Source organism: Pseudomonas lundensis, from assembly GCF_002269125.1.
GTDB classification, from domain to species: domain Bacteria; phylum Pseudomonadota; class Gammaproteobacteria; order Pseudomonadales; family Pseudomonadaceae; genus Aquipseudomonas; species Aquipseudomonas lundensis_A.
The window spans coordinates 1-25534 of record NZ_NQKI01000047.1; the positions used below are offsets into that span (position 1 = coordinate 1).

The window sequence follows — 25534 nt, forward strand, 5'->3', positions numbered from 1 at the left end:
GGTCGGGGTAAGGGGATTCGAACTCCTGACATCCTGCTCCCAAAGCAGGCGCGCTACCGGACTGCGCTATACCCCGGTAAAAAAAAGGCACCTTCAAAGAGGTGCCTTCTGCGATCAGCGCTTTTGGCCTCTGATCTTAAGATCTAACCCCAGCGAACTGGAGCCAAAAATGGTGGGTCGTGTGGGATTCGAACCTACGACCAATTGGTTAAAAGCCAACTGCTCTACCAACTGAGCTAACGACCCAAAAATGGTCGGGGTAAGGGGATTCGAACTCCTGACATCCTGCTCCCAAAGCAGGCGCGCTACCGGACTGCGCTATACCCCGGCTTGAAAATGGCTCCACGACCTGGACTCGAACCAGGGACCCAATGATTAACAGTCATTTGCTCTACCAACTGAGCTATCGCGGAACTACATATTTCAATCTACAACGGTGCTGCAATACTACTTTGTAACTCTTTGCAATTCTCGTTGACTTCAGCGCATCTCTGCGTTGTCGTCTCTGAGGCGGGCCATTTTACAACCTTTAAAACCCTTGTCAACCCTTTTTTTTCGTTAGAAGACAATGATTTAGCTCTTCTAACCGACCCCTTGGTTTGGGCCAAGTTGTCGTTGCGGGTGACTGACTGCGGGGCGCACTTTACTCGCGTTTTCCTTACAGATCAACACCCTATGTAAAAAAAACCAAAAAAAGGGGCCTCGCACTGCGAGGCCCCTTTCAAAGCACCGATAACAGGCCTTATGCAAAGACGATTTCGTCGTCTTTGACGCTGGCCACCACGGTGGTTCCCGGCAGGAACTGACCCGAGAGAATCAGTTGTGCCAGCGGGTTTTCGATCCAGCGCTGGATTGCACGTTTCAGAGGACGCGCGCCATACACAGGGTCGTAACCAACCGCAATCAACTTATCCAGAGCCTCCTGGCTCAGCTCCAGGCTCAGGTCGCGTTCAGCCAGACGGCTGCGCAGGCGACCCAACTGGATCTCGGCAATGCCAGCGATCTGATCACGGGCCAGAGGCTCGAAGATCACCACTTCGTCGATCCGGTTCACAAACTCCGGACGGAAGTGAGTACTCACCGCATCCATCACTGCCGCACGTTGCGCCTCACGATCGCCCACCAACTCCTGGATCTGTGCAGAGCCCAGGTTGGAGGTCATCACGATCACGGTATTGCGGAAGTCAACCGTGCGACCGTGGCTGTCAGTCAACCGGCCATCTTCAAGCACTTGCAGCAACACGTTGAAGACGTCCGGGTGAGCCTTCTCAACCTCATCCAGCAGGATCACCGAGTAAGGCTTACGCCGTACGGCCTCGGTCAGATAGCCACCTTCTTCATAACCCACATAGCCTGGTGGAGCACCGATCAGTCGAGCCACGGAATGTTTCTCCATGAACTCGGACATGTCGATTCGCACCATCGCCTCTTCCGTATCAAAGAGGAACTCGGCCAACGCCTTGCACAACTCGGTTTTACCCACACCGGTTGGGCCAAGGAACATAAACGAGCCGCTTGGGCGATTCGGATCACTTAAGCCAGCACGTGAGCGACGCACGGCATTGGACACGGCCACCACGGCCTCGTCCTGACCAATCACGCGCTCGTGCAGCAAGCTTTCCATCTTCATCAACTTGTCGCGCTCGCCTTCGAGCATTTTGGACACAGGAATACCGGTCCATTTCGACACAACTTCAGCGATCTCTTCCTCAGTCACCTTGCTGCGCAACAACTGGTTCTCAGTCTTGCTGTGCTCATCAACCATTTGCAGGCTGCGTTCCAGATCCGGGATGATCCCGTACTGCAACTCGGCCATGCGGTTGAGATTACCGCTGCGACGTGCCACTTCGAGTTCCTGGCGGGCTTGCTCGATCTTTTGCTGGATCTGGGCAGAGCCCTGCACTTCGGCTTTTTCCGAAGTCCAGATTTCTTCCAGGTCAGAATATTCACGCTCGTGGCGCTCAATTTCTTCCTGCAATTTTTCGAGCCGTTTTTTCGCCGCCTCGTCTTCTTCTTTCTTCAGCGCCTGCGCTTCAACCTTCAACTGAATCAGGCGGCGCTCCAGACGGTCCAGCACTTCAGGCTTGGAGTCGATTTCCATGCGAATGCGGCTGGCGGCTTCGTCAATCAGGTCAATCGCTTTGTCAGGCAACTGCCGATCAGTGATGTAGCGATGGCTAAGCTTGGCCGCTGCAATAATGGCACCGTCCGTAATCGCGACTTTGTGGTGCACTTCATAACGCTCTTTCAAGCCCCGCAGGATCGCGATGGTGTCTTCTTCGCTTGGCTCGTCGACCAGTACTTTCTGGAAGCGGCGCTCAAGGGCAGCATCCTTTTCAATGTACTGACGGTACTCGTTGAGCGTGGTTGCACCCACGCAATGCAACTCGCCCCGCGCCAACGCTGGCTTGAGCATATTGCCCGCATCCATGGCTCCTTCGCCTTTACCGGCGCCGACCATGACATGCAGTTCGTCAATGAACAGGATGATTTGACCTTCCTGTTTAGACAGCTCGTTCAGCAGCGCTTTCAGGCGCTCCTCGAATTCACCCCGGAACTTGGCACCTGCAATCAGAGCACCGATATCCAGCGACAACAGACGTTTGCCTTTAAGGCCATCAGGCACTTCGCCGTTAATGATGCGCTGAGCCAGACCTTCGGCAATCGCGGTTTTACCCACACCAGGCTCGCCGATCAACACCGGGTTGTTTTTGGTCCGGCGTTGCAGCACTTGAATGGTGCGGCGAATTTCATCGTCACGACCAATCACCGGATCAAGCTTGCCTTCTTCGGCGCGCTTGGTCAGGTCAATGGTGTATTTGTCTAACGCCTGACGGGACTCTTCAGCATTGGGGTCATTGACGGCTTCACCGCCGCGCAAATTATTGATGGCGTTTTCAAGCGCTTTTTTGCTAACGCCCTGCCCCAGCAACAACTTGCCCAACTTGCTGTTTTCGTCCATGGCGGCCAGCAATACGACTTCGCTGGTGATGTACTGATCGCCTTTTTGTTGCGCCAGACGGTCCGCCTGATTCAACAGACGCGCCAAATCCTGCGACATGTTGACGTCGCCGGTCGGATTCTGAATTTTTGGCAGTTGATCGAGCTCTTTGGTCAGCTCTTTACGCAGGCTGTTTACATCGAAACCGACTTGCATCAGCAATGGCTTGATCGAGCCGCCCTGCTGCTCCAGCAATGCCTGCATCAAGTGCGCTGGCTCAATCGCCGGATGATCATGGCCGACAGCCAATGACTGAGCATCGGACAATGCCAATTGCAACTTGCTGGTTAATCTATCTATACGCATTCGTCACCTTCCTTATGAGCAGGCCGGAGGGATGGAAACTCCTGAATGAAGAAACCTGCCAGATACCTTAGTAGATGCGGGCAATTCTGGGAGTTTCAAGCGTATGACAAATGACACAGATCAGCTGGACGGTGTTTCGATCCAGACCAGTGAAGCGAAGCGACCCGTACGCGGGCTGCGGCGGTAGGAAAAGAAACGCGGGTCGGTCACCGTGCAAAACCCGCCGCCGTACACGGCATCAATACCGCAACGCGCCAGACGCAGGCGCGCCAGCTCATAGATATCAGCCATATAGCGACCGGGATGAGTGCTTGGCACGAACGCCGAGGCGGCTTGGGGCATGTCGTTAATAAAAACATCACGCACCTCGCCACCGACCTCAAATGCCTTGGGGCCAATGGCCGGACCAAGCCAGACCACTATGTCCTGAGGCTCAACATGAAGGCTACGTGCCGCAGCTTCAAGCACCCCGGCTGCCAGCCCGCGCCAGCCTGCATGCGCTGCAGCCACGCGCGTACCCGCACGGTTGCAGAACAGGGCAGGCAGGCAGTCGGCCGTCATAACCGTGCACGCAATGCCCGGCGTTGAAGTCCAACTGGCATCCGCCTCAACGATCTGCGAGGGATCGGCAGGCGCAACCACAACCCCGTGGACCTGGCTAAGCCAGGCGGGCTGTACGCGAAAGGTGCGGGTCAGGTGCTGGCGATTCAGAGCAACGGCATGCGGATCGTCGTCGACATGATCGCCAAGATTGAAGCTGTCGAACGGCGCCTGACTGACGCCGCCCGCACGGGTGGTTACGCAGGCCCTGATGCCTGCCGGCGCAGGCCAGTCAGGGATCAGGAACGCGCTCATCCGATGAACGCCTCGCGGTCTTGCTTAAGCAGCGTCAACAACCAGACAAAATCGTCAGGCAGCGGAGATTCCCAGCTCATGCGTTTACCGGTCGTCGGATGATCCAGCTCCAGGAAACGCGCATGCAGCGCCTGACGCGGGAAGTTTTTCAAGGACTCGACCATGGTTACACTGGCTGCCGGCGGGATACGGAAACGACCGCCGTAGGCAGGGTCTCCGACCAACGGGAAGTTAATGTGAGACATATGCACACGGATCTGGTGCGTACGCCCGGTTTCCAGCTTAACGCGCACATGGGTGTGGGAACGGAAGCGCTCAAGCACGCGGTAATGACTCACCGCTTGCTTGCCACCTTCCATTACCGCCATGCGCTGGCGTTGCTGGCCGTGACGGCCGATGGGCGCATCGATCTTGCCCCCGGCGGTGACGACACCGATAACAATGCACTCATAAATCCGGCTGACACTGCGGCTCTGCAATTGAGCAACCAACTGCGTCTGCGCCTGAATGGTCTTGGCGACCACCATCAAACCCGTGGTGTCTTTGTCGAGGCGATGCACGATCCCCGCACGCGGCACATTAATAATGTCCGGTACGTGGTGCAGCAACGCATTGAGCAAAGTGCCATCAGCATGCCCCGCAGCCGGGTGCACCACCAAACCCGCAGGTTTGTTGATCACCAGGATGTCATCGTCTTCGTAAACGATGTCGAGGGGAATGTCCTGGGCGATCCACTCACCCTGGGCTTCCTGCTCTGCAGTCAGCTCCAAGATGGCGCCACCATGCACGATGTCACGGGGACGTATGACGTCTCCGTCCACAGTGAGGCGGCCGTCTTTGATCCAGGCGGAAAGGCGCGAGCGCGAGTGCTCAGCGAATAATTGTGCGGCGACTTGATCGAGGCGTTGGCCGCCCAATTCGGACGGCACCTCTGCGCGAAGTAGTATTTTCTCGGACATGCTCATCAGGACGGCGCCAAGCCTTTGGTTTCGGCTGCGCGCTTGTGGTTAAATACGGCGTCTTTTGCCCCGAGGCTTTTCACGGGGCGCTCATCATAACAGGACGGCCTCGCCCAAGACAGCGGCCGTCATAGGGACGCAAGCCGCCATGCAAGTGAGACACCTGCTGCTGATCGCCATCCTCGCACTGACCGCCGCTTGCTCGTCGACAAAGGAAGTCGTTGACGAAAACCTCAGCGAAGTCGAGCTGTACCAGCAGGCACAGGCCGATCTGGACAACCACAGCTATACCAGTGCAACCGCCAAACTGAAGGCACTTGAGTCACGCTACCCGTTCGGCCGCTATGCCGACCAGGCTCAGCTTGAACTGATCTACGCCTACTATAAAAACTCCGAGCCGGAAGCTGCCAAGTCCGCCGCAGAGCGGTTTATCCGCCTGCACCCCCAGCACCCGAACGTTGATTACGCCTACTACCTCAAAGGCCTGACTTCGTTTGACCAGGACGTTGGCCTGCTGGCGCGCTTCCTGCCGCTGGACATGACCAAGCGTGACCCCGGTGCGGCCCGTGACTCGTATAACGAGTTTGCCCAGCTCACCAGCCGCTTCCCCAATAGCCGCTACGCCCCGGATGCCAAGCAGCGCATGATTTATCTGCGCAACCTGCTGGCCGCGTACGAAATCCACGTGGCGCACTACTACCTGACCCGTCAGGCCTATGTGGCGTCGGCCAACCGTGGCCGGTACGTGGTTGAAAACTTCCAGGAAACGCCCTCGGTCGCTGACGGCCTGGCAGTGATGGTTGAGTCTTACCAGCGCCTTCACCTCGACAAACTGGCTGACACCAGCCTCGAAGTGCTCAAAGACAACTACCCGAACCACCCAAGCCTGGTTGACGGTCAGTTTGTGCCTCAAGTGTCCGAAGCCGACAACCGCTCGTGGTTGAGCAAGGCAACGTTGGGCCTGATTGAATCCAGTACCCCTCTGCCACCGGGTGAAACCCGCGCCAACCAGGACGTGCAGAAGCAATTCCAGGATGCAAAAGATGCCATTCCTGCCGAGCTGAAACCTAAAGATGCCGACAGCAATATCATCGAAGCGCCAGAGACGGAAGACACCAGCCGCTCATGGTTCAGCTACATGACCTTCGGTCTTTTCGACTAATCGTCAAACCCAAAAAAAGAGCCTTCCGGGGCTCTTTTTTTTGCGTCGCATTTGTTGCTGGGCGCTTTACAGGTCCTTGGCTAAACTGGCGCATCTTTTCTCAAATAGCGATGAGCCATGTTTCGTTTACTGATCTGGGTTGCCTTGATTGCTGCGGGTGTGTGGTTGTGGCGCAAGTACAAATCGGGCCTTACAACCACCCAAAAACCGGGTACCCCCAGCGCCCAACCGATGGTGCGCTGTGCCCATTGCGGTGTTCACTTGCCCCGGGATCGCGCCCTGAGCCAACGGCAAGAATGGTATTGCACCCAAAACCATTTGGAGCAAGGCCCAAGTAAAGGCTGAGCAACTGCTGTCTCAGCCTGGCGACACAAGGCTGCCAGGCAGACGCAATTATTCAGAGTCGCCCTGCAGGGGCGTACGGAGCCGGGTCAATGATAGGTGTGCGCTCCAGCATCAAATCTGCAAACAACTGGCACGATGCTGGCGCCAATACCAACCCATTGCGGTAATGCCCGCAGTTCAGCCAGAGCCCTTCTAAGCCGGGAACCGGCCCGATATACGGGATGCCCTGCGGTGATCCCGGACGCAATCCGGCCCAATGCGCAACGGGCTCGGCATCCGCCAATGCGGGAATCAACGCCACGGCCGACGCCTTCAAGCTCTCGAGCGCGTTCTGGGTTGGGGTCTTGTCGAACCCCTCGTGCTCCAGCGTACTACCAATCAGGATATGGCCATCGCGACGTGGAATGGCGTAGCGGCCGTTCGCCAACACCATGCATGACAAGAAATCCGTAGCGCATTTGTACAAAATCATTTGGCCTTTGACCGGCTCGACGGGCAACTCAAGATCCAAAAGCTTGAGCAGTTCACCACTCCAGGCCCCGGCAGCCAATACCACGGCATCACCCAATATGGAGCCTTTAACCGTATTGACGCCCGTAATCCGCTCTCCCTCCCTGACAAAACCCAGAACCTCGGATTGTTCGTGGACCGTGACATTGGGCATCGCTTGCAGAGCCGCTTTTAGTGACTTAACCAACCGCGGATTCCGTACATTCGCCACGTCCTTCATGTAAATAGCACGGGAAAAACCGCTGCCCAATACGGGCACATGGCTCTCGACCGACGCAATATCTACCGAACTCAAAGGCCTGCCGGCTTGCCGGGCCCACGCCAGAGCTTGGGCCTCATCGTCCAGATCAAGCCAGTAAAGACCCGTCGTATGCACTTGCGGATCCAGCCCGGTAGTCGCCAACAAACGTTCAGCCAAATGCGGGTAAAAATCCTGGGACCAGTGGGCCAGCGCTGTTACGGCCGGGGTGTAACGCCATGGATAAAGCGGCGAAACGATCCCGCCGCCCGCCCAGGAAGACTCCTGACCGACACCACCGCGCTCCAGCAGAATTACCTGATCGACTTCTGCGGCCAGATTAAACGCAGTCAGCAGGCCGATTACTCCGCCTCCGACAATCACTACCCGTTGGTGCCTAGCCATCTATCAGTCCAGCCCTTATTCAAAAGTAATAGGTCAGCGCCCCCAACACTGCTGTGCGGTGAGGCCCGGGGCCGCCTGGGTTATCGCTGTCAGACCGGTATGCGCCAACGTGTAGTTCCCACACGAATCATTCGCCATGGGCGAGCCGTCCTTCCGTATAGCCGTCAGTAAAAAAGCATGGTCTAAAAGGTCTGACGTAATGCTGTAGTTGTCATTGCCGGCACTGATGTCCGGCAGACCGCTATATAACCCGTTTTTCGTATAGAACCGCTCTAGACTTTGGGCTTGCTCAGAGAGCAACACCACAATTTGAGAACGGTGCACGCGCTTTATGTAATCGCTGTAAAGCTGATAAACAAAGGCGCCAAGGATACCGGTGATCGCCACCACGATCATCATTTCGATCATGGTAAAACCTGCTGTGGGCCTAAACATGCATACACTTCCTATTGAATTTGTCGCCACATAACCCGACGAAAGCGTTGAACAGGAACTGCCCCCTCCCCTTGCGCCATCTGGTGGCGGGCATAAAGGGTTTCGAGCACCGTCCGGGATTGAGCTCGCAGACCAATCCCTGTTATTCGATACAAATAGACAGAACCGCTCGTTTCGAACGCTGAACGCGGGATGCTAAGCCCCAGAAACTGGATGCCATACAAGCCATGCTCAGTTTGCATCCAGTTAATACCTGACTGAGGGTCTAACCCCGGTGACCGTCGAGTACGTACTTCTGCTGGCGGAGCGCAGCGCGTCGGTGTGTTGCACTCCGTCATGCCTGGCCATTGCCCATGCAGCCACGATTCCCCTCTATGCATCACCGCTTCAGCCCCCTGAAATGACTGATTGGCGACCCGTATTGCTCCCGCCATTTTTTCTTGCTGCGCGGCGCTTTCCATCGCAGATAGCCCCAAAAACCCCAGCAGCATCAAAAATACCAGGCTGACCAACAGCACCATTCCTTTTTGCGTCCCTAACACTGGCAGCATACGTCTCCTTACCCCAGCCGGTTACGGACGGCGACTACCACGTGGTAGGTCTGGTCTTTTACATGGGATCGCGGATCTCTCAAGGTCAAGACCATACGTACACTGCGAATGCTCGCGGCATCTGCAGGGCTGTACTCATAGCGCACAACCGCGTTGGACCCGACGGAGTCCGCCATACCAAAGCTCACGTCGAACGCGACTACATTGTCCAGAAGCACGGCGTTAGTGGAACCGCTCCTTAATTGCCCCCCCGCATGACGATATGCAATGCGACGCACCGCAAAGCCGATGTCTCCAGGCCCCAATCCTGTCTGCGCGCCAGCAAAAGCCTGCGCATGGTTTTTGCAGTCCGTCACAACCGTCCAGTCAGGCTTGCCGGACTGAGGCCCCACATCTGCGCTAATCATTTGCAACGTTCCTGAACGTGCAGCTCCCTGCCACGAAACAGGTGTTCCAAAGGCGGCAGGCGCATTGATTATTTGCGTCAACGGCAAGCAGCCAAACATGCCAGCCATGCGAATTTCCTGAGCTATTTTGCTCAACACATAACGCGCATCTTCTTGTAGTTGAGCGGACGCAGTCTGAGCCAGAGAGGTTTGACGGGCACTCAAGAACACCTGAGTCATCCCCAGAACCAGCAGCAAGCCCAAGGTCATTGCAATCATCAGCTCAATCAAGCCAAAACCAGCGTCAGCCTGTCTCATGGCTTACGCGCAGCCTGTTGGTCGGCCAGATAGCCGGTGAGGGTGAAGGATTGAAAGGCGGCGTCTTTTTTCTCAGCACGCGAGTCATCCCAGTAAATGTTGATACTGACCTGACGATCGCTCACTGAAATCACGCCGCGTGCGTTCTCCCCACCGAAGGCGCGTATGTTGCGCTTGAAATCACTCAGATCCTGACCGACGATCCCTGCAACGCTGGAAGTGGAAGTGGAAGTGGAAGTGGCAACATCAACCCCTGAAAAGCGATAGTCACCTGTGGCATTGGCCCGCATTCGATCCAGCATGTCGTATGCAATAAAACTGGCCTGCGTGCTCATGCGCGCGCTGTCGGTGTACTTCAAGGCATTGATTTGTGCGCTTGCAGCCCCTAGTAAACCGAGACCTAAAATCAGTGCAGCTACCAGCACTTCAATCAGGGTCATGCCAGCTTGTTGCTGTTTGCAGCCTCGACTCTGGTGATTCATCCCTGCGCACCTGTTTTAACGGCACGTCCTGCGCCGTCATGATCACAGCCTAGACCTGCGTCAGGGGTTCACAGGTCAGAAACAGGTGAACCAAATCGAAGGAATATTCGCCAGCGTACGTGATCTACCTGTAAAACCACGACATACATATTGGGCAACTATTGAACCGACGTTTTATACGTGGCGGCCCCGTCGTAGCCGCTATACCTAAGCGTGCTCACCACAAAAAAGTCCAGGGAGGACCCGGTGTATCAAAGAGGGATGACCTTGATTCAGCTGGTGATAACCCTGTCGATCGTGGCCATCACAGCCCAATTCGCCAGCCCGGCCTATCACACGCTTACGGAACAACAACGTCGCCAGACCACGGCCGAGCAGTTGGCCAACAGCTTGCGCAAGGCACGCAGCGAGGCGTTGATACGCCATCAGTACGTGGTGATTCACGCGCTGGATGATGACTGGAGTAATGGGTGGAGAGTGATTCTTGACGAGAGCGGCCAGGGCCATACCGATGAAAATAACCCGGTGCTGGCTGAAAAACAGAACAGGAACCTGATACCCGTAGCAGCTAATTCGCCGGTCAAACACTACGTGCGATTCAACCCGCTGGGCGAGCCATTATTAAGTGCGGGAGGTTTCCAGGCGGGCACCCTGCATGTTTGCCAGGTGAAAGAAGCGTTAAGCCATTACCAGATCGTGCTGGCAAAAAGCGGGAGAATCAGCCTGCGCAACCAAAAATCTGCGCAGGCTTTGTGTGCAATGGCTTAGGTAATGGAGCGAACCCGCAATTCTTTGGGCATGGAAAAGGTGATGTTCTCTTCGCGGCCAGCCAACTCATCCGCTCCCGTGGCACCCCAGGCGTGCAATTGCTGAATCACGCCGCGCACTAGCACTTCCGGAGCCGAGGCACCCGCTGTGATACCAATGCGTTCTACACCGTCGAACCAGCTTTTTTGCATGTCTTCAGCGCCATCGATCAGGTAGGCGGGGGTGGCCATGCGCTCTGCCAACTCGCGCAAGCGGTTGGAGTTAGAGCTGTTTGGGCTGCCCACTACCAGCACAACGTCGCACTCGTCAGCCAGTTGCTTTACCGCGTCCTGGCGATTTTGCGTGGCGTAGCAGATGTCATCTTTACGGGGGCCACCAATGGCCGGAAATCGCGTACGCAGTGCATCGATAACCCGGCTGGTGTCATCCATCGACAGCGTGGTCTGTGTCACGAACGCCAGTTTTTCAGGGTTGCGCACTTGCAAATTGGCGACGTCTTTTTCGTCCTCAACCAGGTAGATAGCGCCGCCATTACTGGCGTCGTACTGCCCCATCGTGCCTTCAACTTCCGGGTGACCGGCGTGGCCAATCAGGATGCATTCGCGGCCATCACGGCTGTAGCGGGCCACTTCGATATGAACCTTGGTGACCAAGGGGCAAGTCGCGTCGAACACCTTCAGGCCGCGCCCGGCGGCTTCACTGCGTACGGCCTGAGAAACGCCGTGGGCGCTGAAGATCACGATAACGTCATCCGGTACCTGATCCAGCTCTTCAACGAAGATCGCTCCGCGGGAGCGCAGGTCTTCGACGACAAATTTGTTGTGCACCACTTCGTGGCGAACATAGATAGGCGGGCCGAATACTTCCAGAGCGCGATTGACGATCTCAATCGCTCGGTCCACCCCGGCGCAAAAACCACGGGGGTTGGCGAGTTTAATGTGCATGCTAGGCCTCGTGGGACGCGCAGAAAGATAATGCCAAACAGGCCCGGCCGAAGCCGGGCACTGGATTTACAGCGCTTTGACAGCTTGGATTTCCACTTCGAAGGTCAGGGTTTTACCTGCCAACGGATGGTTAAAATCGATGGTGACCTGCTCGTCGTCAAACGCCTTGACCACGCCCGGCAACTCGGTGTTTGCCGCGTCATTGAAGATCACCAGCAAACCTTCCGACAGCTCCATGTCTTTGAACTGCGAACGCGCAATGATCTGCACATTTTGCGGGTTGGGCTGACCGAACGCATTCTCCGGAAGAATCTCCAGTGTCCGCTTGTCACCTGCCTTGAAACCGAAAATCGCAGCCTCAAAACCGGGCAACAGGCTCCCATCACCCACTTTGAAAGTAGCCGGGGATTTGTCGAACGTGCTGTCGACCGTGTCGCCATTCTCCAGGCGCAAAGCGAAATGCAGGGTGACTTCCGTGTTCTGGCCAATACGAGGCTCAGTCATGAACGGGTTCTCCGGACTTTTTACTTTTGAACATATCCAGTGCCAGCATCACAGCACCCACACAGATTGCACTGTCGGCAAAGTTGAATGCAGGGAAATACCAGCGGTTTTGCCAGTGCACAAGAATGAAATCAATGACATGGCCGTAGGCAACGCGGTCATACAAATTGCCCAAGGCCCCGCCGAGAATCAAAGCCAGTGCAATCGCCAGCCATGTGTCATCACGTCCCAGGCGCTTAAGCCAGATCACCAGTACGGCACTGACCACCACGGCAATCAGGGCAAACAACCATCGCTGCCAACCGGCACTGTCAGCCAGAAAGCTGAAGGCCGCACCCGTGTTGTAGGCCAACGTCCAACTGAAGTAATCCGGAATGATCACGACCTGTTGGTACATCTGTAATGCGCTGTCGAAATAGACCTTGCTGGCCTGGTCAATGACCAGGACCAGCAGGGTCAACCACAGCCAGCTCAGGCGCCCGAAGCGCCCGGCAGTGCGGGCATCAGGCATAGTGACGTACCTCACCGGCGCCGCTGATGTTGTCCACGCAGCGACCGCAGATTTCCGGATGCTCAGGGTTCACGCCGACGTCTTCGCGGCAATGCCAGCAACGGGCGCACTTGGCGTGAGCAGATTTGACCACTTTGAGCTTCAGGCCGGGCACTTCAGTTACCACCGCATCCGCCGGGGCCGATGCAAACGGCGCAACGCTGGCTGTTGAGGTAATCAGCACGAAGCGCAGCTCGTTGCTCAATTTGGTGAGGTCGGCTGCCAGTTCGTCTTCAGCGAACAAGGTGACTTCGGCCTGCAAGTTGCCACCAATGGCCTTGGCCGCGCGCAGGTTTTCCATTTCCTTGTTGACCGCGACCTTGACCGCCATGATCCGCTCCCAATAAGCGCGGTCCAGTTCGGTCCCTTCAGGCAGCTCGGTCAGGCCCTGATACCAGGTATTGAGCATCACGGACTCGTTACGCTCGCCCGGCAGGTATTGCCACAGCTCGTCAGCAGTGAACGCCAGGATCGGAGCGATCCAGCGCACCAGCGCTTCGGAGATATGGAACAACGCGGTCTGGCATGAACGACGGGCCTTGCTGTTGGCGCCCGTGGTGTACTGACGGTCCTTGATGATGTCGAGGTAGAAGCCACCCAGCTCTTGCACGCAGAAGTTGTGCACTTTGGAGTACACGTTCCAGAAGCGGTATTCACCGTAGTGAAGTTCCAGCTCGCGTTGCAGCAACAGTGCGCGATCCACAGCCCAACGATCCAGTGCCAGCATTTCTTCGGCAGGCAGGATGTCGGTGGCCGGATTGAAACCGGTCAGGTTCGACAGCAAGAAGCGGGCAGTGTTACGGATACGGCGATAGGCGTCGGCGCTACGTTGCAGGATCTGGTCGGAAACCGCGATCTCGCCCGAGTAGTCGGTCGAAGCGACCCACAGACGCATGATGTCAGCGCCCAGTGTGTCGTTGACTTTCTGCGGCGCAATCACGTTGCCCAAGGATTTGGACATCTTGCGACCCGCCTCGTCCACGGTGAAACCATGGGTCAGCAGTTCGCGATAAGGCGCGTGATTGTCGATGGCGCAGCCGGTCAGCAACGAGGAGTGGAACCAGCCACGGTGCTGGTCGGAACCTTCCAGGTACAGGTCGGCCCGAGGGCCGGTTTCGTGACCCATCGGGTGCGAACCACGCAGCACGTGCCAGTGCGTAGTGCCGGAGTCAAACCACACGTCCAGCGTGTCGGAAATCTTGTCGTACAGCGGCGCTTCATCGCCCAAGAGTTCGGCAGCGTCCATCTTGAACCAGGCTTCGATGCCTTCCAGCTCAACGCGCTTGGCCACTTCTTCCATCATTTCAACAGTGCGCGGGTGCAGCTCGCCGCTTTCCTTGCTCAGGAAAAACGGGATCGGTACCCCCCAGTTGCGCTGACGTGAGATGCACCAGTCCGGGCGATTGGCGATCATTGAGTGCAGGCGCGCCTGACCCCATGCCGGAACGAACTGGGTGTCTTCGATAGCCTGCAACGCACGGGTGCGCAAGGTATCGCCAGCAACCGGCTCTTTGTCCATGCCGATGAACCACTGCGCGGTTGCACGGTAGATCAGCGGGGTTTTGTGACGCCAGCAGTGCATGTAGCTGTGGCTGATGGTTTCGGTGTGCATCAGCGCACCGACTTCGGTCAGCTTTTCAACGATGGCCGGGTTGGCTTTCCAGATGAACTGGCCGCCGAAAAACTCCAGCGACGGCACGTACACACCATTGCTTTGAACCGGATTGATGATGTCATCGTTGACCATGCCGTAGGCTTTGCAGGTCACGAAGTCGTCTACGCCGTAGGCCGGCGCGGAGTGAACAACGCCCGTACCGGCACCCAGTTCGACATACTCGGCCAAATAAACAGGCGACAGACGGTCATAGAACGGGTGACGGAAGTTGATCAGTTCAAGTGCGGCACCGGTCGTGGTGGCAATGACCGAACCTTCGAGGTTGTAACGGGCCAGGCAGGCTTCGACGAGCTCTTCTGCCAGAACCAGCAACTTGTCACCGACGTCGACCAGCGCGTAGTTGAACTCCGGGTGCACGTTGAGGGCCTGGTTGGCCGGGATGGTCCACGGGGTGGTGGTCCAGATCACGATCGATGCAGGTTTGCTCAATGCAGCCAGGCCGAAAGCCTCAGCCAGCTTGGCTTCGTCGGCAATCGGGAACGCCACGTCAATGGTCGCGGACTTTTTGTCCTGATATTCAACTTCAGCTTCAGCCAGTGCCGAGCCGCAGTCGAAACACCAGTTCACAGGCTTAAGGCCCTTGAACACGAAGCCCGCCTTGACGATTTCAGCCAAAGCGCGGATTTCACCGGCTTCGTTCTTGAAATCCATGGTTTTGTACGGATTGGCGAAGTCACCCAACACACCCAAACGGATGAATTCGGACTTCTGCCCTTCAATCTGCTCAGTGGCGTAGGCACGGCACAGCTCGCGGGTTTTATCCGCAGGCAGGTTTTTGCCGTGAGTCACTTCAACCTTGTGCTCAATCGGCAAACCGTGGCAATCCCAGCCCGGCACGTACGGCGCATCGAATCCGGCGAGGGTTTTCGAGCGGATGATCATGTCCTTGAGGATCTTGTTCAGCGCGTGACCGATGTGGATCGTGCCGTTGGCGTAGGGAGGACCGTCATGAAGAACGAACTTAGGACGATCCTTGCCAATCTCGCGCAACTTCCCGTACAGGCCAATGCTGTCCCAGCGCTGCAAAATTTGCGGTTCGCGCTGTGGCAGGCCGGCCTTCATTGGGAAGGCTGTGTCCGGAAGGTTTAGCGTGGCTTTGTAGTCGGTCATTTCAGGCTCTTTTTAAGCGGTTGACCCAGCCAATAGGCTCGGGCGGCGGCGACGTCCGCATTGATCGCCGTCTTGAGCGCCTCCAGGGAGGCGAAACGCTGCTCATCACGCAGCTTGTGGTGGAATGCCACGGTCAGACGCCGGTCATACAGATCACCGGCGTAATCCAATAGATGTACTTCAAGATGGGCACTGCCATCCCCTGAAACGGTGGGCCGCACGCCAATGTTGGCGACGCCGGGCCAAGTGTTGCCGTCAATCTCGACACTGGCCAGGTAGACCCCGGTCAGCGGCACTCGACGACGCTTTAGCTGAACGTTGGCCGTTGGCGTACCCAGTTGACGCGCCAGTTTCTGCCCGTGTAGTACCCGCCCGGCAATCTGGAACGGGCGCCCGAGCAAACGTTCGGCAAGGGCGAAATCGGCATTGGCCAGGGCATCACGCACTTTGGTGCTGCTGACGCGCATGCCGTCAAGCTCAACGGTTTGCGCCGCCTCGACGGTAAAACCCTGGATGATGCCAGCCTGTTGCAGGAAATCGAAATCCCCTGCCCGGTCGCACCCGAAGCGGAAATCGTCCCCAACCTCAAGGTGTTGCACACCCAGGCCATTAACCAGAATCGTGTCAACAAACTCGGCGGCGCTGAGTTTGCTTAAACGCTGATTGAACGCCAGGCACAGTACCCGATCTACACCGGCATCAGCCAATAGCTGCAGTTTGTCGCGCAAACGCGCCAGACGTGCCGGCGCGGTCTGCGGGGCAAAGAATTCGCGCGGCTGGGGTTCAAAAATCACCACGCAGCTGGGCACACCCAACTCCAGCGCACGTTCACGCAGCCGGCCCAGGATTGCCTGGTGACCACGGTGTACACCGTCAAAGTTGCCAATAGTGGCGACACAGCCCCGATGTTGGGGCCGCAGATTGTGAAGGCCTCGAACCAGCTGCATAACGCGCTTCTTGCTCATAAAGTGGCCGATTATAACCACACCCAGCCTGCTACAACAGGCAACAGCGCAAGGCAATTCAGTCAATACGATAAAACACACGTCTGACCGGCGATTACCTTACATAAGGGACTTGCGGGCGAAATCCTTCAAACGCATGCCCAAGACCAGCAGCATACCGAAATACGCCAGCACCCCAGCGACAACAAGTCCCCCCAAACGCAGAAAGCGCTCCAGCATATGACCGTGATCCCAAGCGGGCATCAATTGCATCAAGCCCAGTAGAACGGCCGACATCACGGCCACAGCCAACACCAGTTTGAATAGGTACTTGGCCCAGCCTGGCTGCGCCACAAACAGCTTTTGACTGCGCAATTGCCAAAACAGCAGGCCGGCGTTGATGCACGCCCCCACGCTTATGGCCAGTGCAAGGCCCGCATGTTGCAACGGCACGATGAATACCAGGTTCAGCAACTGGGTCACGATCAACGTGAAAACGGCAATTTTCACCGGAGTACGGATGTTTTGCTGAGCATAAAAGCCTGGGGCCAGCACCTTGATCAAAATAATCCCGAGCAAACCCACCGAGTAAGCCATCAGGGCGTGCTGGGTCATCACGGCATCATGGGCACTGAATTCACCGTACTGAAACAATGAAACCGTCAGCGGTTCGGACAGAATGGCCAGTGCCAGTGCGCAAGGCAAAACCAGCACGAAACACAGACGCAGCCCCCAGTCGAGAATCCGAGAATACTCATGACGGTCTTTATTGGCGTAGGTCTTGGACAGGGTTGGCAGAAGGATTGTCCCCAGCGCCACGCCCAGCACACCCGACGGCAGCTCCATTAAACGGTCGGCGTAGTACATCCACGACACAGACCCGGCCACCAAAAAGGACGCGAAGATGGTGTTGATGATCAAAGAGATCTGACTGACTGAAACACCCAGGATCGCCGGCAACATTTGTTTCATCACCCGCCACACCCCGGTATCGCGCAGATTAAGGCGGGGCAACACGAGCATGCCGATCTTTTTCAGGTGCGGCAGTTGAAACACTAACTGCGCCAGACCACCGGCCAACACAGCCCAGCCAAGGGCCATCACGGGCGGATCGAAATAAGGTGTCAGGAACAACGCAAAAATAATCATGCTGACATTAAGCAACGTCGGCACAAACGCCGGAACCGAGAAACGGTTCCAGGTGTTCAGAATCGCTCCTGCCAAGGACGACAGTGAAATCAGCAATATATAAGGGAAAGTAACCCGCAACATGTCACTGGTGAGCTGGAATTTTTCCGGGGTGGTGGCAAATCCCGGCGCCGTCGCCCAGATTACCCAAGGCGCAGCCAGCATCCCCACAATCGTGACAATGGCCAACACCAGGGTCAGCAAACCGGCCACATAGGCCACGAACGTACGGGTCGCTTCCTCGCCTTGCTGATTTTTATATTCCGCGAGAATCGGCACGAACGCTTGAGAAAAGGCCCCCTCTGCGAAGATCCGGCGCAACAGGTTGGGCAGTTTGAAGGCAATGAAGAACGCATCCGTGGCCATCCCGGCGCCAAACGTGCGAGCAATGATTGTGTCTCGGATAAAGCCCAAAACCCTTGAAATCATGGTGATGGAACTGACGGCAGCCAACGACTTGAGCAAATTCATTGAAAGAGTTTTTGCCTATAGAGAAAAAGAGCAGGCGAACAAAGCGTCCACTTATGCGATACTGCGCGCCGCAACAGCACAGAGCCAAGCTCGCGAGTTTACAGGTCAAGCGCCGGAAATAAATCTCCCGTCTCCCTCGATCAACCACTCAGCGGATCGTATCAAACGCCCTTGACAAGCCTTCACGTCATCGGCATGATTCGCGGCCTATTTTGTTTGCTATTTTCTAAAGTCTTTCGAGGAGCTCGACGGTGGCCAACACACCTTCCGCCAAAAAACGTGCAAAACAGGCTGAGAAGCGTCGCAGCCACAACGCCAGCCTGCGTTCCATGGTTCGCACCTACATCAAGAATGTAGTTAAAGCCATCGACGCAAAAGACGCCGCTAAAGCACAAGCTGCTTATGTTCTGGCTGTTCCTGTTATCGACCGTATGGCCGATAAAGGCATCATCCACAAGAACAAAGCTGCTCGTCATAAGAGCCGTCTGAATGGCCACGTCAAGGCGTTGAACCTTGCGACCGCCGCTTAAGCGTTAAGCTTTTTAAAAAACCGACCTCAGGGTCGGTTTTTTATTGCCTGCGATTTATACCCAGGATTCACTACCCCGCCCCCCCCCCACCACAAGCTCACAGGCAAAAAAAAGCTGCGTGAATCGCAGCTTTTTATAAGCACTACTGATGCGGCCACGGCAGGATCGGAATTGCCGTTACAGCATTCTGTGGACTGCCCTCAATCAGGCGATCGCTGTAGACCAGATACACCAGCGTATTGCGTTTCTTGTCAAGGAATCGCACCACCTGCATGGTCTTGAACACCAGCGACGTGCGCTCCTTAAAGACTTCATCACCGTCCTTGAGATCACCCTTGAAGCTGATCGGACCCGTCTGACGACATGCCAACGAAGCTTCAGCACGGTCCTCTGCCAACCCCAACCCCCCTTTCATGCCCCCCGTTTTAGCGCGGGACAGATAGCAGGTCACGCCCTCTACCTTGGGATCATCGAACGCCTCGACCACAATGCGGTCGTTAGGGCCAACCAGCTTAAACACGGTTGAAACCGTACCAATCTCTTCCGCCGAAGCCAGTAACGGCATCGCCAACATCAAACCCAGCAACCCTTTAATCAAGCGCATTCAAACCTCACATTCAAACCAGAATCAGGTTATCGCGATGAACCAGTTCAGGCTCCGCCATATAACCCAACAAGCTGACAATCGCATCCGACGATTGCCCGATAATTTTTTGCGCTTCCGCAGCACTGTAGTTGGCGAGCCCACGGGCAATTTCACGGCCGTCCGGCGCGACACACACCACCATTTCCCCACGACGGAAGCCACCCTGAACCGCCTTCACCCCCACAGGCAGCAAGCTCTTGTTGCCCTGCGACAGTGCCGCGACAGCCCCCTCGTCCAGCACCAGCGTACCGCGTGTTTGCAGATGCCCGGCCAGCCACTGCTTACGGGCTGCCAACATGCCGCGTTCCGGCGACAACAAGGTGCCAATGCGCTCGCCCGCCTTAAGACGATCCAGCACCCGCTCCAGACGCCCACCCACAATAATGGTGTGCGCCCCGGAACGCGCCGCCAAACGAGCCGCCCGCAACTTGGTCTGCATACCACCACGCCCCAGCGCACCCCCCGTACCGCCCGCCACTGCGTCCAGCGCCGGGTCATCCGCGCGCGCCTCATAAATCATTTGCGCGTCAGGGTTATTGCGCGGATCAGCATCAAACATGCCGTCGCGGTCGGTCAGGATTACTAACAGATCAGCTTCCACCAGGTTGGCAACCAGTGCCGCCAGGGTGTCGTTGTCACCAAAACGAATCTCATCGGTCACCACCGTGTCGTTTTCGTTGATGACCGGGATTACGCCCAACTCCACAAGGGCACGCAAAGTACTGCGGGCATTCAGGTAACGCTTGCGATCAGACAAATCGTCATGGGTCAGCAGAATTTGCGCGGTGTGCCGCGAGTGCTCGGCAAAACTCGACTCCCAAGCTTGCACCAGGCCCATCTGACCGATGGCAGCCGCCGCTTGCAATTCATGCATGGCACTCGGTCGCACCGTCCAGCCCAAGCGGCTCATCCCGGCCGCCACTGCGCCCGAAGACACCAACACCAACTCAACACCGGCTTCATGCAGGGCCACCATTTGCTCGACCCAAACACCCATTGCCGCACGATCCAGACCTTTGCCATCCGCCGTCAGCAGTGCGCTGCCAATCTTGACGACCCAACGCTGCGCACCTGTCACCTTGCTCCGCATCATCTTCCAACCTATGCCTGAGAGCAGCGCGACCGAGCGCTACCCGTGGAATTTTTGTGATTACCGTTTCGTAGATGCTAAAACGCCGCTCAATTGAGCGGCGCTGTAGTTTACTGCAACGAATCAGTCGCGGACGTAAATGATTTCCGGACCATCGTCGTCTTCAACATCTTCTTCATCCCAGTCATCGTCACCGATGTCATGGACGCTCTTCACGCCACTGCGACGCAAGGCACGCTTGTCATCCAGCGCCTGCAACTGTGCACGCGCCTCGTCTTCAATGCGCTGATCCAGCTCGGCCAGTTCTTCCTTGTAGGCAGGATCATTGGCCAGGCGGTCTGCGCGATCTTCGAGGTAGCGCATGATGTCGTGGCACAGCTTGTCGGTGCCGATTTTGGCAATAGCCGAAATCACATACACAGGACCGGTCCACTCAAGACGATCAACCACTTCTTTCACAACTGCGTCGTGCTCTTCCTGAGGCAGAGAATCGCACTTGTTCAAGACCAGCCAGCGATCACGATCAGCCAGCGCCGGGCTGAACTTGGTCAGCTCGTTAACGATGACTTCAGCGGTATCCGCAGCGCTTTCCGAACCTTCAACCGGCGCCATGTCCACGAGGTGCAGGAGCAAACGGGTACGCGCCAAATGCTTGAGGAAGCGAATCCCCAGGCCCGCGCCATCAGAAGCGCCTTCGATCAGCCCCGGGATGTCAGCAATGACAAAGCTTTTCCAGCGATCGACACTGACCACGCCCAGGTTGGGTACCAGCGTGGTGAACGGATAATCCGCCACCTTGGGCTTGGCCGCAGACACTGAACGAATAAAGGTGCTTTTACCGGCATTCGGCAAACCCAGCAAACCGACGTCAGCCAGCACTTTCAACTCAAGCTTCAAGTCGCGCTGCTCACCCGGCTTACCCGGCGTGGTTTGGCGCGGCGCGCGATTGGTACTGGACTTGAAACGCGTGTTGCCCAGGCCGTGCCAGCCGCCCTGAACCACCATCAGCTTTTGACCGGCCTTGGTCAGGTCGCCAATCACTTCTTGCGTGCCTGCATCAATAACGGTCGTGCCGACTGGCACGCGCAGGATAAGGTCATCACCCTTGCGCCCGGTGCAATCGGTACTACCGCCGTTCGAGCCGCGCTGGGCATCGAAGTGACGGGTATAACGGTAGTCAACCAGGGTGTTGAGGTTTTCGTCGGCGACCATATAGATCGAGCCACCATCGCCCCCATCACCACCGTTAGGACCACCGTTTTCGATGAATTTCTCACGACGGAAACTCATGCAACCGTTACCACCGTCGCCCGCTTTTACCTTGATCGATACTTCATCAACAAACTTCATAACAAAACGCCTCTCGTCATCAGGACGAGCCGATAAACATAAGACATAAGACTCTTGCAAAAATGAGCGCAGCGACCTCAATCAACGACCGTTAAATCCAGCGCCAGCAGCCCATACAAACAGTTTTGCAAGAGACTCATCCCACAAACGAAAAAGCCCCGTCGCAAGACAGGGCTCTTCCAGCTACCAAGCTATTACGCTGCGACGACTTCAGTCTTCGGAACGATGCTTACATAGCGACGACCGAAGGCGCCTTTAACCTGGAACTTGATCACGCCTTCCACTTTCGCGAACAGGGTGTGATCTTTGCCCATACCAACGCCGTAGCCAGCGTGGAATTGGGTACCGCGCTGACGCACGATGATGTTGCCTGGAACGATAGCCTGGCCGCCATACATCTTCACGCCAAGGCGTTTGGCTTCTGAGTCGCGACCGTTACGGGTACTACCACCAGCTTTTTTGTGTGCCATGAGTCAATTCTCCTAGTGAGGAATTAGGCTGAAATTAAGCCTGAATACCGGTGATTTTGATCTCGGTGTACCACTGGCGGTGGCCCATACGCTTCATGTGGTGCTTACGACGACGGAACTTGATGATGCGGACTTTATCGTGACGACCTTGGGAGATCACTTCAGCCACAACAGTGGCGCCAGGAACAACTGGAGCGCCGATGCTCACGTCGTCGCCATTGGCGACCAACAGAACGCGATCAAAAGTTACGGATTCGCCGGTAGCGATTTCCAATTTTTCGATCTTCAGGTATTCACCTGGAGCTACTTTGTACTGCTTGCCACCAGTAACGATTACTGCATACGACATGGTATTTCTCCGATAATCCTGCTCACCCAGCGCTTTATAGGTAAAGGTATTGGCTGGCATGGCTGCATGGGGCTGGAACGGCCCAAGTGCAATTGCGTAAGGCAGGTGCTGCCCAGGAAGTTCAGGGTGCGCGATTGTACGCAAGGCAAGAGGACGTTGCAAGGGGCCGCCCATCGTGCCTTGACAGGCCATCCCCCCCGACCTAGCATGCCGCGCAACCCTTCTGGAGCACCTGTCGCTGATGCAACCCCAAGCTTTCTACCGCGCGGTGGCGGACGATTTTAGCGCCGTCGACGGCATCATCAAGAAGCAGCTGACTTCACGCGTACCGCTGGTCTCAAAAATCGGCGACTACATTACTTCGGCCGGCGGCAAACGCCTGCGTCCTTTATTAGTGTTGCTATGTGGCAAGGCACTGGGCCGCGAAGGCGATGACTTGCGTCTGTTGGCGGCAACGATCGAGTTCCTGCACACCGCCACCCTGCTGCACGACGACGTGGTGGACATGTCCGGCATGCGCCGTGGCCGCAAGACCGCCAATGCAACATGGGGCAACGCGCCGAGCGTGCTGGTGGGCGACTTCCTGTACTCGCGCTCCTTCGAAATGATGGTTGAGCTGGGCTCGATGCCGGTGATGAAGATCTTGTCGCAAGCGACGCGCATCATTGCCGAAGGCGAAGTACTGCAACTGTCAAAAGTGCGCGATGCCAGCACCACCGAAGAGACCTACATGGAAGTCATCCGCGGCAAAACCGCGATGCTCTTTGAAGCCTCGACCCACAGCGCAGCCGCTCTGGCCGGTGCGACACCCGAGCAAAGCGAAGCATTGCGCATGTTCGGCGATCACTTGGGCGTGGCTTTCCAACTGGTGGACGACCTGCTCGACTACCGTGGCGATGCCGAAACCCTGGGCAAGAACGTGGGTGACGACCTGGCTGAAGGCAAGCCGACGCTGCCCTTGATCTACACCATGCGCGAAGGCACGCCGGAACAAGCCGCACTGGTTCGCCAGGCCATTCAGAAAGGCGGGATTGAAGACCTCGAAAGCATCCGCGCCGCGGTTGAAGCCTCAGGCTCGCTGGAATACACCGCACAATTGGCCCGCGATTTCGTTGCACGCGCCATTGTCTGCCTTGAAGCCCTGCCGCCGAGCGAATACCGCGACGCGCTGGTCGAACTGAGCGAGTTCGCGGTCGCACGCACACACTGATCCACACACCGCAAACCGCTCCCGCCTCCCAAGACCTTCACACGAGGGTCTTGGGCAGTGACTGCAAGTCCATCCCGCCGCACTTTCCCCGCCCGCCGAAAAAACCCTATACAATGCGTGCCTTTTAGCCATCCTGACTTTTAAGGAGCGCAAGTGAGCACTTTGCCACCCTGCCCGAAATGCAATTCCGAATACACCTATGAAGACGGCGCTCAGCTGGTCTGCCCGGAATGCGCCCATGAGTGGTCTGCCAACGCTGAAGCAGAAGTCGACAGCGACGTAAAAGTCTACAAAGACTCCGCTGGCACTGTCCTTAACGATGGCGACACCATCACCGTGATCAAGGACTTGAAGATTAAAGGCACCTCGCTGGTGGTTAAAGTTGGTACCAAGGTCAAGAACATTCGCTTGTGCGATGGCGATCACGACATCGACTGCAAAATCGACGGCATCGGCCCAATGAAGCTCAAGTCCGAGTTCGTTCGCAAAGTCTGATTCTATTGCCATTCCTTCCTGCGCCTGGCGCAGGAAGGGGTTGTTTCCCCTGCCCCTGCCCCTGCCTCTACCCGACTCGACACGCGATATCAAAGAGCCAGTTACTTTGACCGGTAGCAACCTGATCGCAGAAAACACGCCAATCCGCCAATAGGCACTTGCTATTAATTGAATAGGAATTATTCTCATTGATATCCATCAAGGAGAAGACACCCATGACTTATTTAATTGACGCTTGGCTGGACCGACCACATCCCTATCTGCGAATCCTGCATCGGGAAACCGGGGAAGTGTGTGCCGTTCTGGAAGAAGACGCGCTGAATGAACTGCAAGATCAGGGAGACCTGGATTTTTCAGGGCTTAACTCAAACGAGCCGGTGGTGCTCAAAGAGATGGTGCGCAACCTGTTTCTGTTCTGTTACGCCCGGGCGTTGCGCCCTGTCGGTTCGGCTGACGCCCATGAGCATCTGGCCAAAATAGAACTATGAAGCCAACGGTGTAATGACGGGCCAGCCAACAACCCGTCATTACCGCTAAACCGTGGGGTTCTTACAGAACGTCCAGCAGCTCAACGTCGAATACCAGCACGCTGTGTGGAGCGATGCTGCCAACGCCTTGGGCGCCGTAAGCCAGTTCGCTCGGCACGTAGATGCGCCATTTGCTGCCAGCGTTCATCAATTGCAAGGCTTCAGTCCAGCCAGCAATCACGCCACCGACCGGGAACTCGGCAGGCTGGCCACGCTCGTAAGAGCTGTCGAACACAGTGCCGTCGATCAGGGTGCCATGGTAGTGAACACGCACGGTGTCTTCACGGGATGGCTTAGCGCCTTCACCTGCTGTCACAACTTCGAATTGCAGACCCGAAGCCAGGGTGGTGATGCCGTCTTTCTTCGCGTTTTCAGCCAGGAAAGCCTTGCCTTCGCCCGCTGCAGCTTCAGCCTTGGCAGCCGCTTCAGCTTGCATGATCTCGCGGATCACTTTGAAACTGGCGGACATTTCTTCCTGACCAACACGGCTTTCTTTACCGGCGAACGCGTCGGTCAAGCCTGCCAGAATGGCATCCAGGCTAACGCCCGGTGGCGGGTTATCGCGCAGCTGGTCGCCCAACTGACGGCCAATGCCGTAGCTGACGCGGGTTTCGTCGGTCGACAGATTTACTTCGGACATAACACTGCTCCGCTGTGGGACGTTGCAGGCCAGTCAACTGAACGACTGACCCACACGCCCTGAACAAAAAAAGGGCGAGCAGACTAACACAGCCCCCAAAGCCTTCGCAGCCCGGGTTAT

At 56.6% G+C, this 25534-nt stretch carries 27 protein-coding genes and 4 tRNA genes; 7 read left to right on the plus strand and 24 right to left on the minus strand.

Annotated features, from left to right (window positions below; translation table 11 throughout):
* Positions 1–2 precede the first annotated feature (2 nt).
* The 7 genes from CJF39_RS20540 to rluD all read right to left on the minus strand — a co-directional run bounded on the left by CJF39_RS20540 (position 3) and on the right by rluD (position 5121).
* Positions 3–76 (minus strand) — tRNA-Pro (locus CJF39_RS20540).
* A gap of 94 nt (positions 77–170) precedes the next feature.
* Positions 171–246, minus strand: a tRNA-Lys gene (locus CJF39_RS20545).
* 5 nt (positions 247–251) lie between these two features.
* A tRNA-Pro gene (locus CJF39_RS20550) sits at positions 252–328 on the minus strand.
* 9 nt (positions 329–337) lie between these two features.
* Positions 338–413, minus strand: a tRNA-Asn gene (locus CJF39_RS20555).
* A 329-nt stretch (positions 414–742) separates the two neighbouring features.
* Entirely contained in the window at positions 743–3307 is a 2565-nt protein-coding gene (gene clpB, locus CJF39_RS20560) for an ATP-dependent chaperone ClpB (RefSeq protein ID WP_094995093.1), read from the minus strand.
* A 120-nt stretch (positions 3308–3427) separates the two neighbouring features.
* Positions 3428–4162 carry a peptidoglycan editing factor PgeF gene (gene pgeF / locus CJF39_RS20565; protein WP_094995094.1) on the minus strand — a complete coding sequence of 245 codons (735 nt, stop codon included), beginning with the start codon at positions 4160–4162 and terminating at the stop codon, positions 3428–3430.
* Positions 4159–5121: a 23S rRNA pseudouridine(1911/1915/1917) synthase RluD gene (rluD, locus tag CJF39_RS20570; RefSeq protein ID WP_047279261.1), complete on the minus strand. Its 963-nt coding sequence runs from the start codon at positions 5119–5121 to the stop codon at positions 4159–4161. Before rluD ends, pgeF begins: the two co-directional genes overlap by 4 nt.
* A gap of 148 nt (positions 5122–5269) precedes the next feature.
* Here rluD and CJF39_RS20575 point away from each other — a divergent pair, with 148 nt between their 5' ends.
* Together CJF39_RS20575 and CJF39_RS20580 are read left to right on the plus strand one after the other, a co-directional pair.
* On the plus strand, positions 5270–6283 hold the full coding sequence (locus CJF39_RS20575) for an outer membrane protein assembly factor BamD (RefSeq protein ID WP_094995095.1): 1014 nt from the start codon (positions 5270–5272) through the stop codon (positions 6281–6283).
* Positions 6284–6400: 117 nt separating this feature from the next.
* A complete protein-coding gene (locus CJF39_RS20580) occupies positions 6401–6628 on the plus strand; it encodes a PP0621 family protein (protein WP_094995096.1) in 228 nt (75 codons plus the stop codon).
* Positions 6629–6680: 52 nt separating this feature from the next.
* On the opposite strand, the gene thiO is transcribed toward CJF39_RS20580, so the two are convergent.
* From thiO to pilV, 5 genes are read right to left on the minus strand one after another with little or no spacing between them, the layout of a single operon-like run.
* Positions 6681–7781 carry a glycine oxidase ThiO gene (gene thiO / locus CJF39_RS20585; RefSeq protein ID WP_094995097.1) on the minus strand — a complete coding sequence of 367 codons (1101 nt, stop codon included), beginning with the start codon at positions 7779–7781 and terminating at the stop codon, positions 6681–6683.
* Positions 7782–7814: 33 nt separating this feature from the next.
* The gene (locus CJF39_RS20590) at positions 7815–8216 is read right to left on the minus strand and encodes a type IV pilin protein (protein ID WP_094995098.1); all 402 of its coding nucleotides are present in this window, start codon (positions 8214–8216) and stop codon (positions 7815–7817) included.
* A gap of 11 nt (positions 8217–8227) precedes the next feature.
* Complete coding sequence (locus CJF39_RS20595; RefSeq protein WP_094995099.1) at positions 8228–8767, minus strand: pilus assembly PilX family protein; 540 nt, start codon at positions 8765–8767, stop codon at positions 8228–8230.
* An 8-nt stretch (positions 8768–8775) separates the two neighbouring features.
* A complete protein-coding gene (locus tag CJF39_RS20600) occupies positions 8776–9471 on the minus strand; it encodes a PilW family protein (RefSeq protein WP_094995100.1) in 696 nt (231 codons plus the stop codon).
* Positions 9468–9953 (minus strand): type IV pilus modification protein PilV, encoded by a 486-nt coding sequence (gene pilV / locus CJF39_RS20605; RefSeq protein WP_094995101.1) that lies wholly within the window; start codon positions 9951–9953, stop codon positions 9468–9470. The genes CJF39_RS20600 and pilV overlap by 4 nt, the downstream gene beginning before the upstream one ends.
* 261 nt (positions 9954–10214) lie before the next feature.
* On the opposite strand from pilV, the gene CJF39_RS20610 reads away from it, so the two are divergent.
* Entirely contained in the window at positions 10215–10721 is a 507-nt protein-coding gene (locus CJF39_RS20610; RefSeq protein WP_094995102.1) for a GspH/FimT family pseudopilin, read from the plus strand.
* On the opposite strand, the gene ispH is transcribed toward CJF39_RS20610, so the two are convergent.
* From ispH to murJ, 6 genes are all read right to left on the minus strand, one after another.
* Positions 10718–11665 (minus strand): 4-hydroxy-3-methylbut-2-enyl diphosphate reductase, encoded by a 948-nt coding sequence (ispH, locus tag CJF39_RS20615; RefSeq protein WP_094995103.1) that lies wholly within the window; start codon positions 11663–11665, stop codon positions 10718–10720. The genes CJF39_RS20610 and ispH overlap by 4 nt on opposite strands.
* A gap of 66 nt (positions 11666–11731) precedes the next feature.
* Positions 11732–12169, minus strand: coding sequence for an FKBP-type peptidyl-prolyl cis-trans isomerase (gene fkpB / locus CJF39_RS20620; protein WP_094995104.1), 438 nt, complete (start codon positions 12167–12169; stop codon positions 11732–11734).
* A complete protein-coding gene (gene lspA / locus CJF39_RS20625) occupies positions 12162–12680 on the minus strand; it encodes a signal peptidase II (protein WP_094995105.1) in 519 nt (172 codons plus the stop codon). The genes fkpB and lspA overlap by 8 nt, the downstream gene beginning before the upstream one ends.
* Positions 12673–15504 (minus strand): isoleucine--tRNA ligase, encoded by a 2832-nt coding sequence (gene ileS, locus CJF39_RS20630; protein WP_094995106.1) that lies wholly within the window; start codon positions 15502–15504, stop codon positions 12673–12675. The genes lspA and ileS overlap by 8 nt, the downstream gene beginning before the upstream one ends.
* On the minus strand, positions 15501–16451 hold the full coding sequence (gene ribF, locus CJF39_RS20635) for a bifunctional riboflavin kinase/FAD synthetase (protein ID WP_094995107.1): 951 nt from the start codon (positions 16449–16451) through the stop codon (positions 15501–15503). Before ribF ends, ileS begins: the two co-directional genes overlap by 4 nt.
* 117 nt (positions 16452–16568) lie before the next feature.
* Positions 16569–18107 (minus strand): murein biosynthesis integral membrane protein MurJ, encoded by a 1539-nt coding sequence (gene murJ, locus CJF39_RS20640; protein ID WP_094995108.1) that lies wholly within the window; start codon positions 18105–18107, stop codon positions 16569–16571.
* A gap of 251 nt (positions 18108–18358) precedes the next feature.
* On the opposite strand from murJ, the gene rpsT reads away from it, so the two are divergent.
* Positions 18359–18637: a 30S ribosomal protein S20 gene (gene rpsT, locus CJF39_RS20650; protein ID WP_003443902.1), complete on the plus strand. Its 279-nt coding sequence runs from the start codon at positions 18359–18361 to the stop codon at positions 18635–18637.
* A 142-nt stretch (positions 18638–18779) separates the two neighbouring features.
* On the opposite strand, the gene CJF39_RS20655 is transcribed toward rpsT, so the two are convergent.
* The 5 genes from CJF39_RS20655 to rplU all read right to left on the minus strand — a co-directional run bounded on the left by CJF39_RS20655 (position 18780) and on the right by rplU (position 22542).
* A complete protein-coding gene (locus CJF39_RS20655; protein WP_047273598.1) occupies positions 18780–19241 on the minus strand; it encodes a CreA family protein in 462 nt (153 codons plus the stop codon).
* Between the two features lie 13 nt (positions 19242–19254).
* The gene (proB, locus tag CJF39_RS20660) at positions 19255–20373 is read right to left on the minus strand and encodes a glutamate 5-kinase (protein WP_094995115.1); all 1119 of its coding nucleotides are present in this window, start codon (positions 20371–20373) and stop codon (positions 19255–19257) included.
* A gap of 123 nt (positions 20374–20496) precedes the next feature.
* Positions 20497–21723, minus strand: coding sequence for an Obg family GTPase CgtA (gene cgtA, locus CJF39_RS20665; protein WP_047273596.1), 1227 nt, complete (start codon positions 21721–21723; stop codon positions 20497–20499).
* 194 nt (positions 21724–21917) lie between these two features.
* Positions 21918–22193 (minus strand): 50S ribosomal protein L27, encoded by a 276-nt coding sequence (rpmA, locus tag CJF39_RS20670; protein WP_047273595.1) that lies wholly within the window; start codon positions 22191–22193, stop codon positions 21918–21920.
* A 34-nt stretch (positions 22194–22227) separates the two neighbouring features.
* On the minus strand, positions 22228–22542 hold the full coding sequence (gene rplU, locus CJF39_RS20675) for a 50S ribosomal protein L21 (RefSeq protein ID WP_094995116.1): 315 nt from the start codon (positions 22540–22542) through the stop codon (positions 22228–22230).
* A gap of 241 nt (positions 22543–22783) precedes the next feature.
* Here rplU and CJF39_RS20680 point away from each other — a divergent pair, with 241 nt between their 5' ends.
* The 3 genes from CJF39_RS20680 (at position 22784) to CJF39_RS20690 (ending at position 24735) form a co-directional block, all read left to right on the plus strand.
* Positions 22784–23752 carry a polyprenyl synthetase family protein gene (locus tag CJF39_RS20680; RefSeq protein ID WP_094995109.1) on the plus strand — a complete coding sequence of 323 codons (969 nt, stop codon included), beginning with the start codon at positions 22784–22786 and terminating at the stop codon, positions 23750–23752.
* 153 nt (positions 23753–23905) lie between these two features.
* Complete coding sequence (locus CJF39_RS20685) at positions 23906–24247, plus strand: zinc ribbon domain-containing protein YjdM (RefSeq protein WP_094995110.1); 342 nt, start codon at positions 23906–23908, stop codon at positions 24245–24247.
* Positions 24248–24462: 215 nt separating this feature from the next.
* Positions 24463–24735, plus strand: a complete 273-nt coding sequence (locus CJF39_RS20690) for a PA4570 family protein (RefSeq protein WP_094995111.1) — start codon at positions 24463–24465, stop codon at positions 24733–24735.
* 61 nt (positions 24736–24796) lie between these two features.
* On the opposite strand, the gene CJF39_RS20695 is transcribed toward CJF39_RS20690, so the two are convergent.
* Positions 24797–25414, minus strand: coding sequence for an FKBP-type peptidyl-prolyl cis-trans isomerase (locus CJF39_RS20695; RefSeq protein WP_047273586.1), 618 nt, complete (start codon positions 25412–25414; stop codon positions 24797–24799).
* Positions 25415–25534 lie beyond the last annotated feature (120 nt).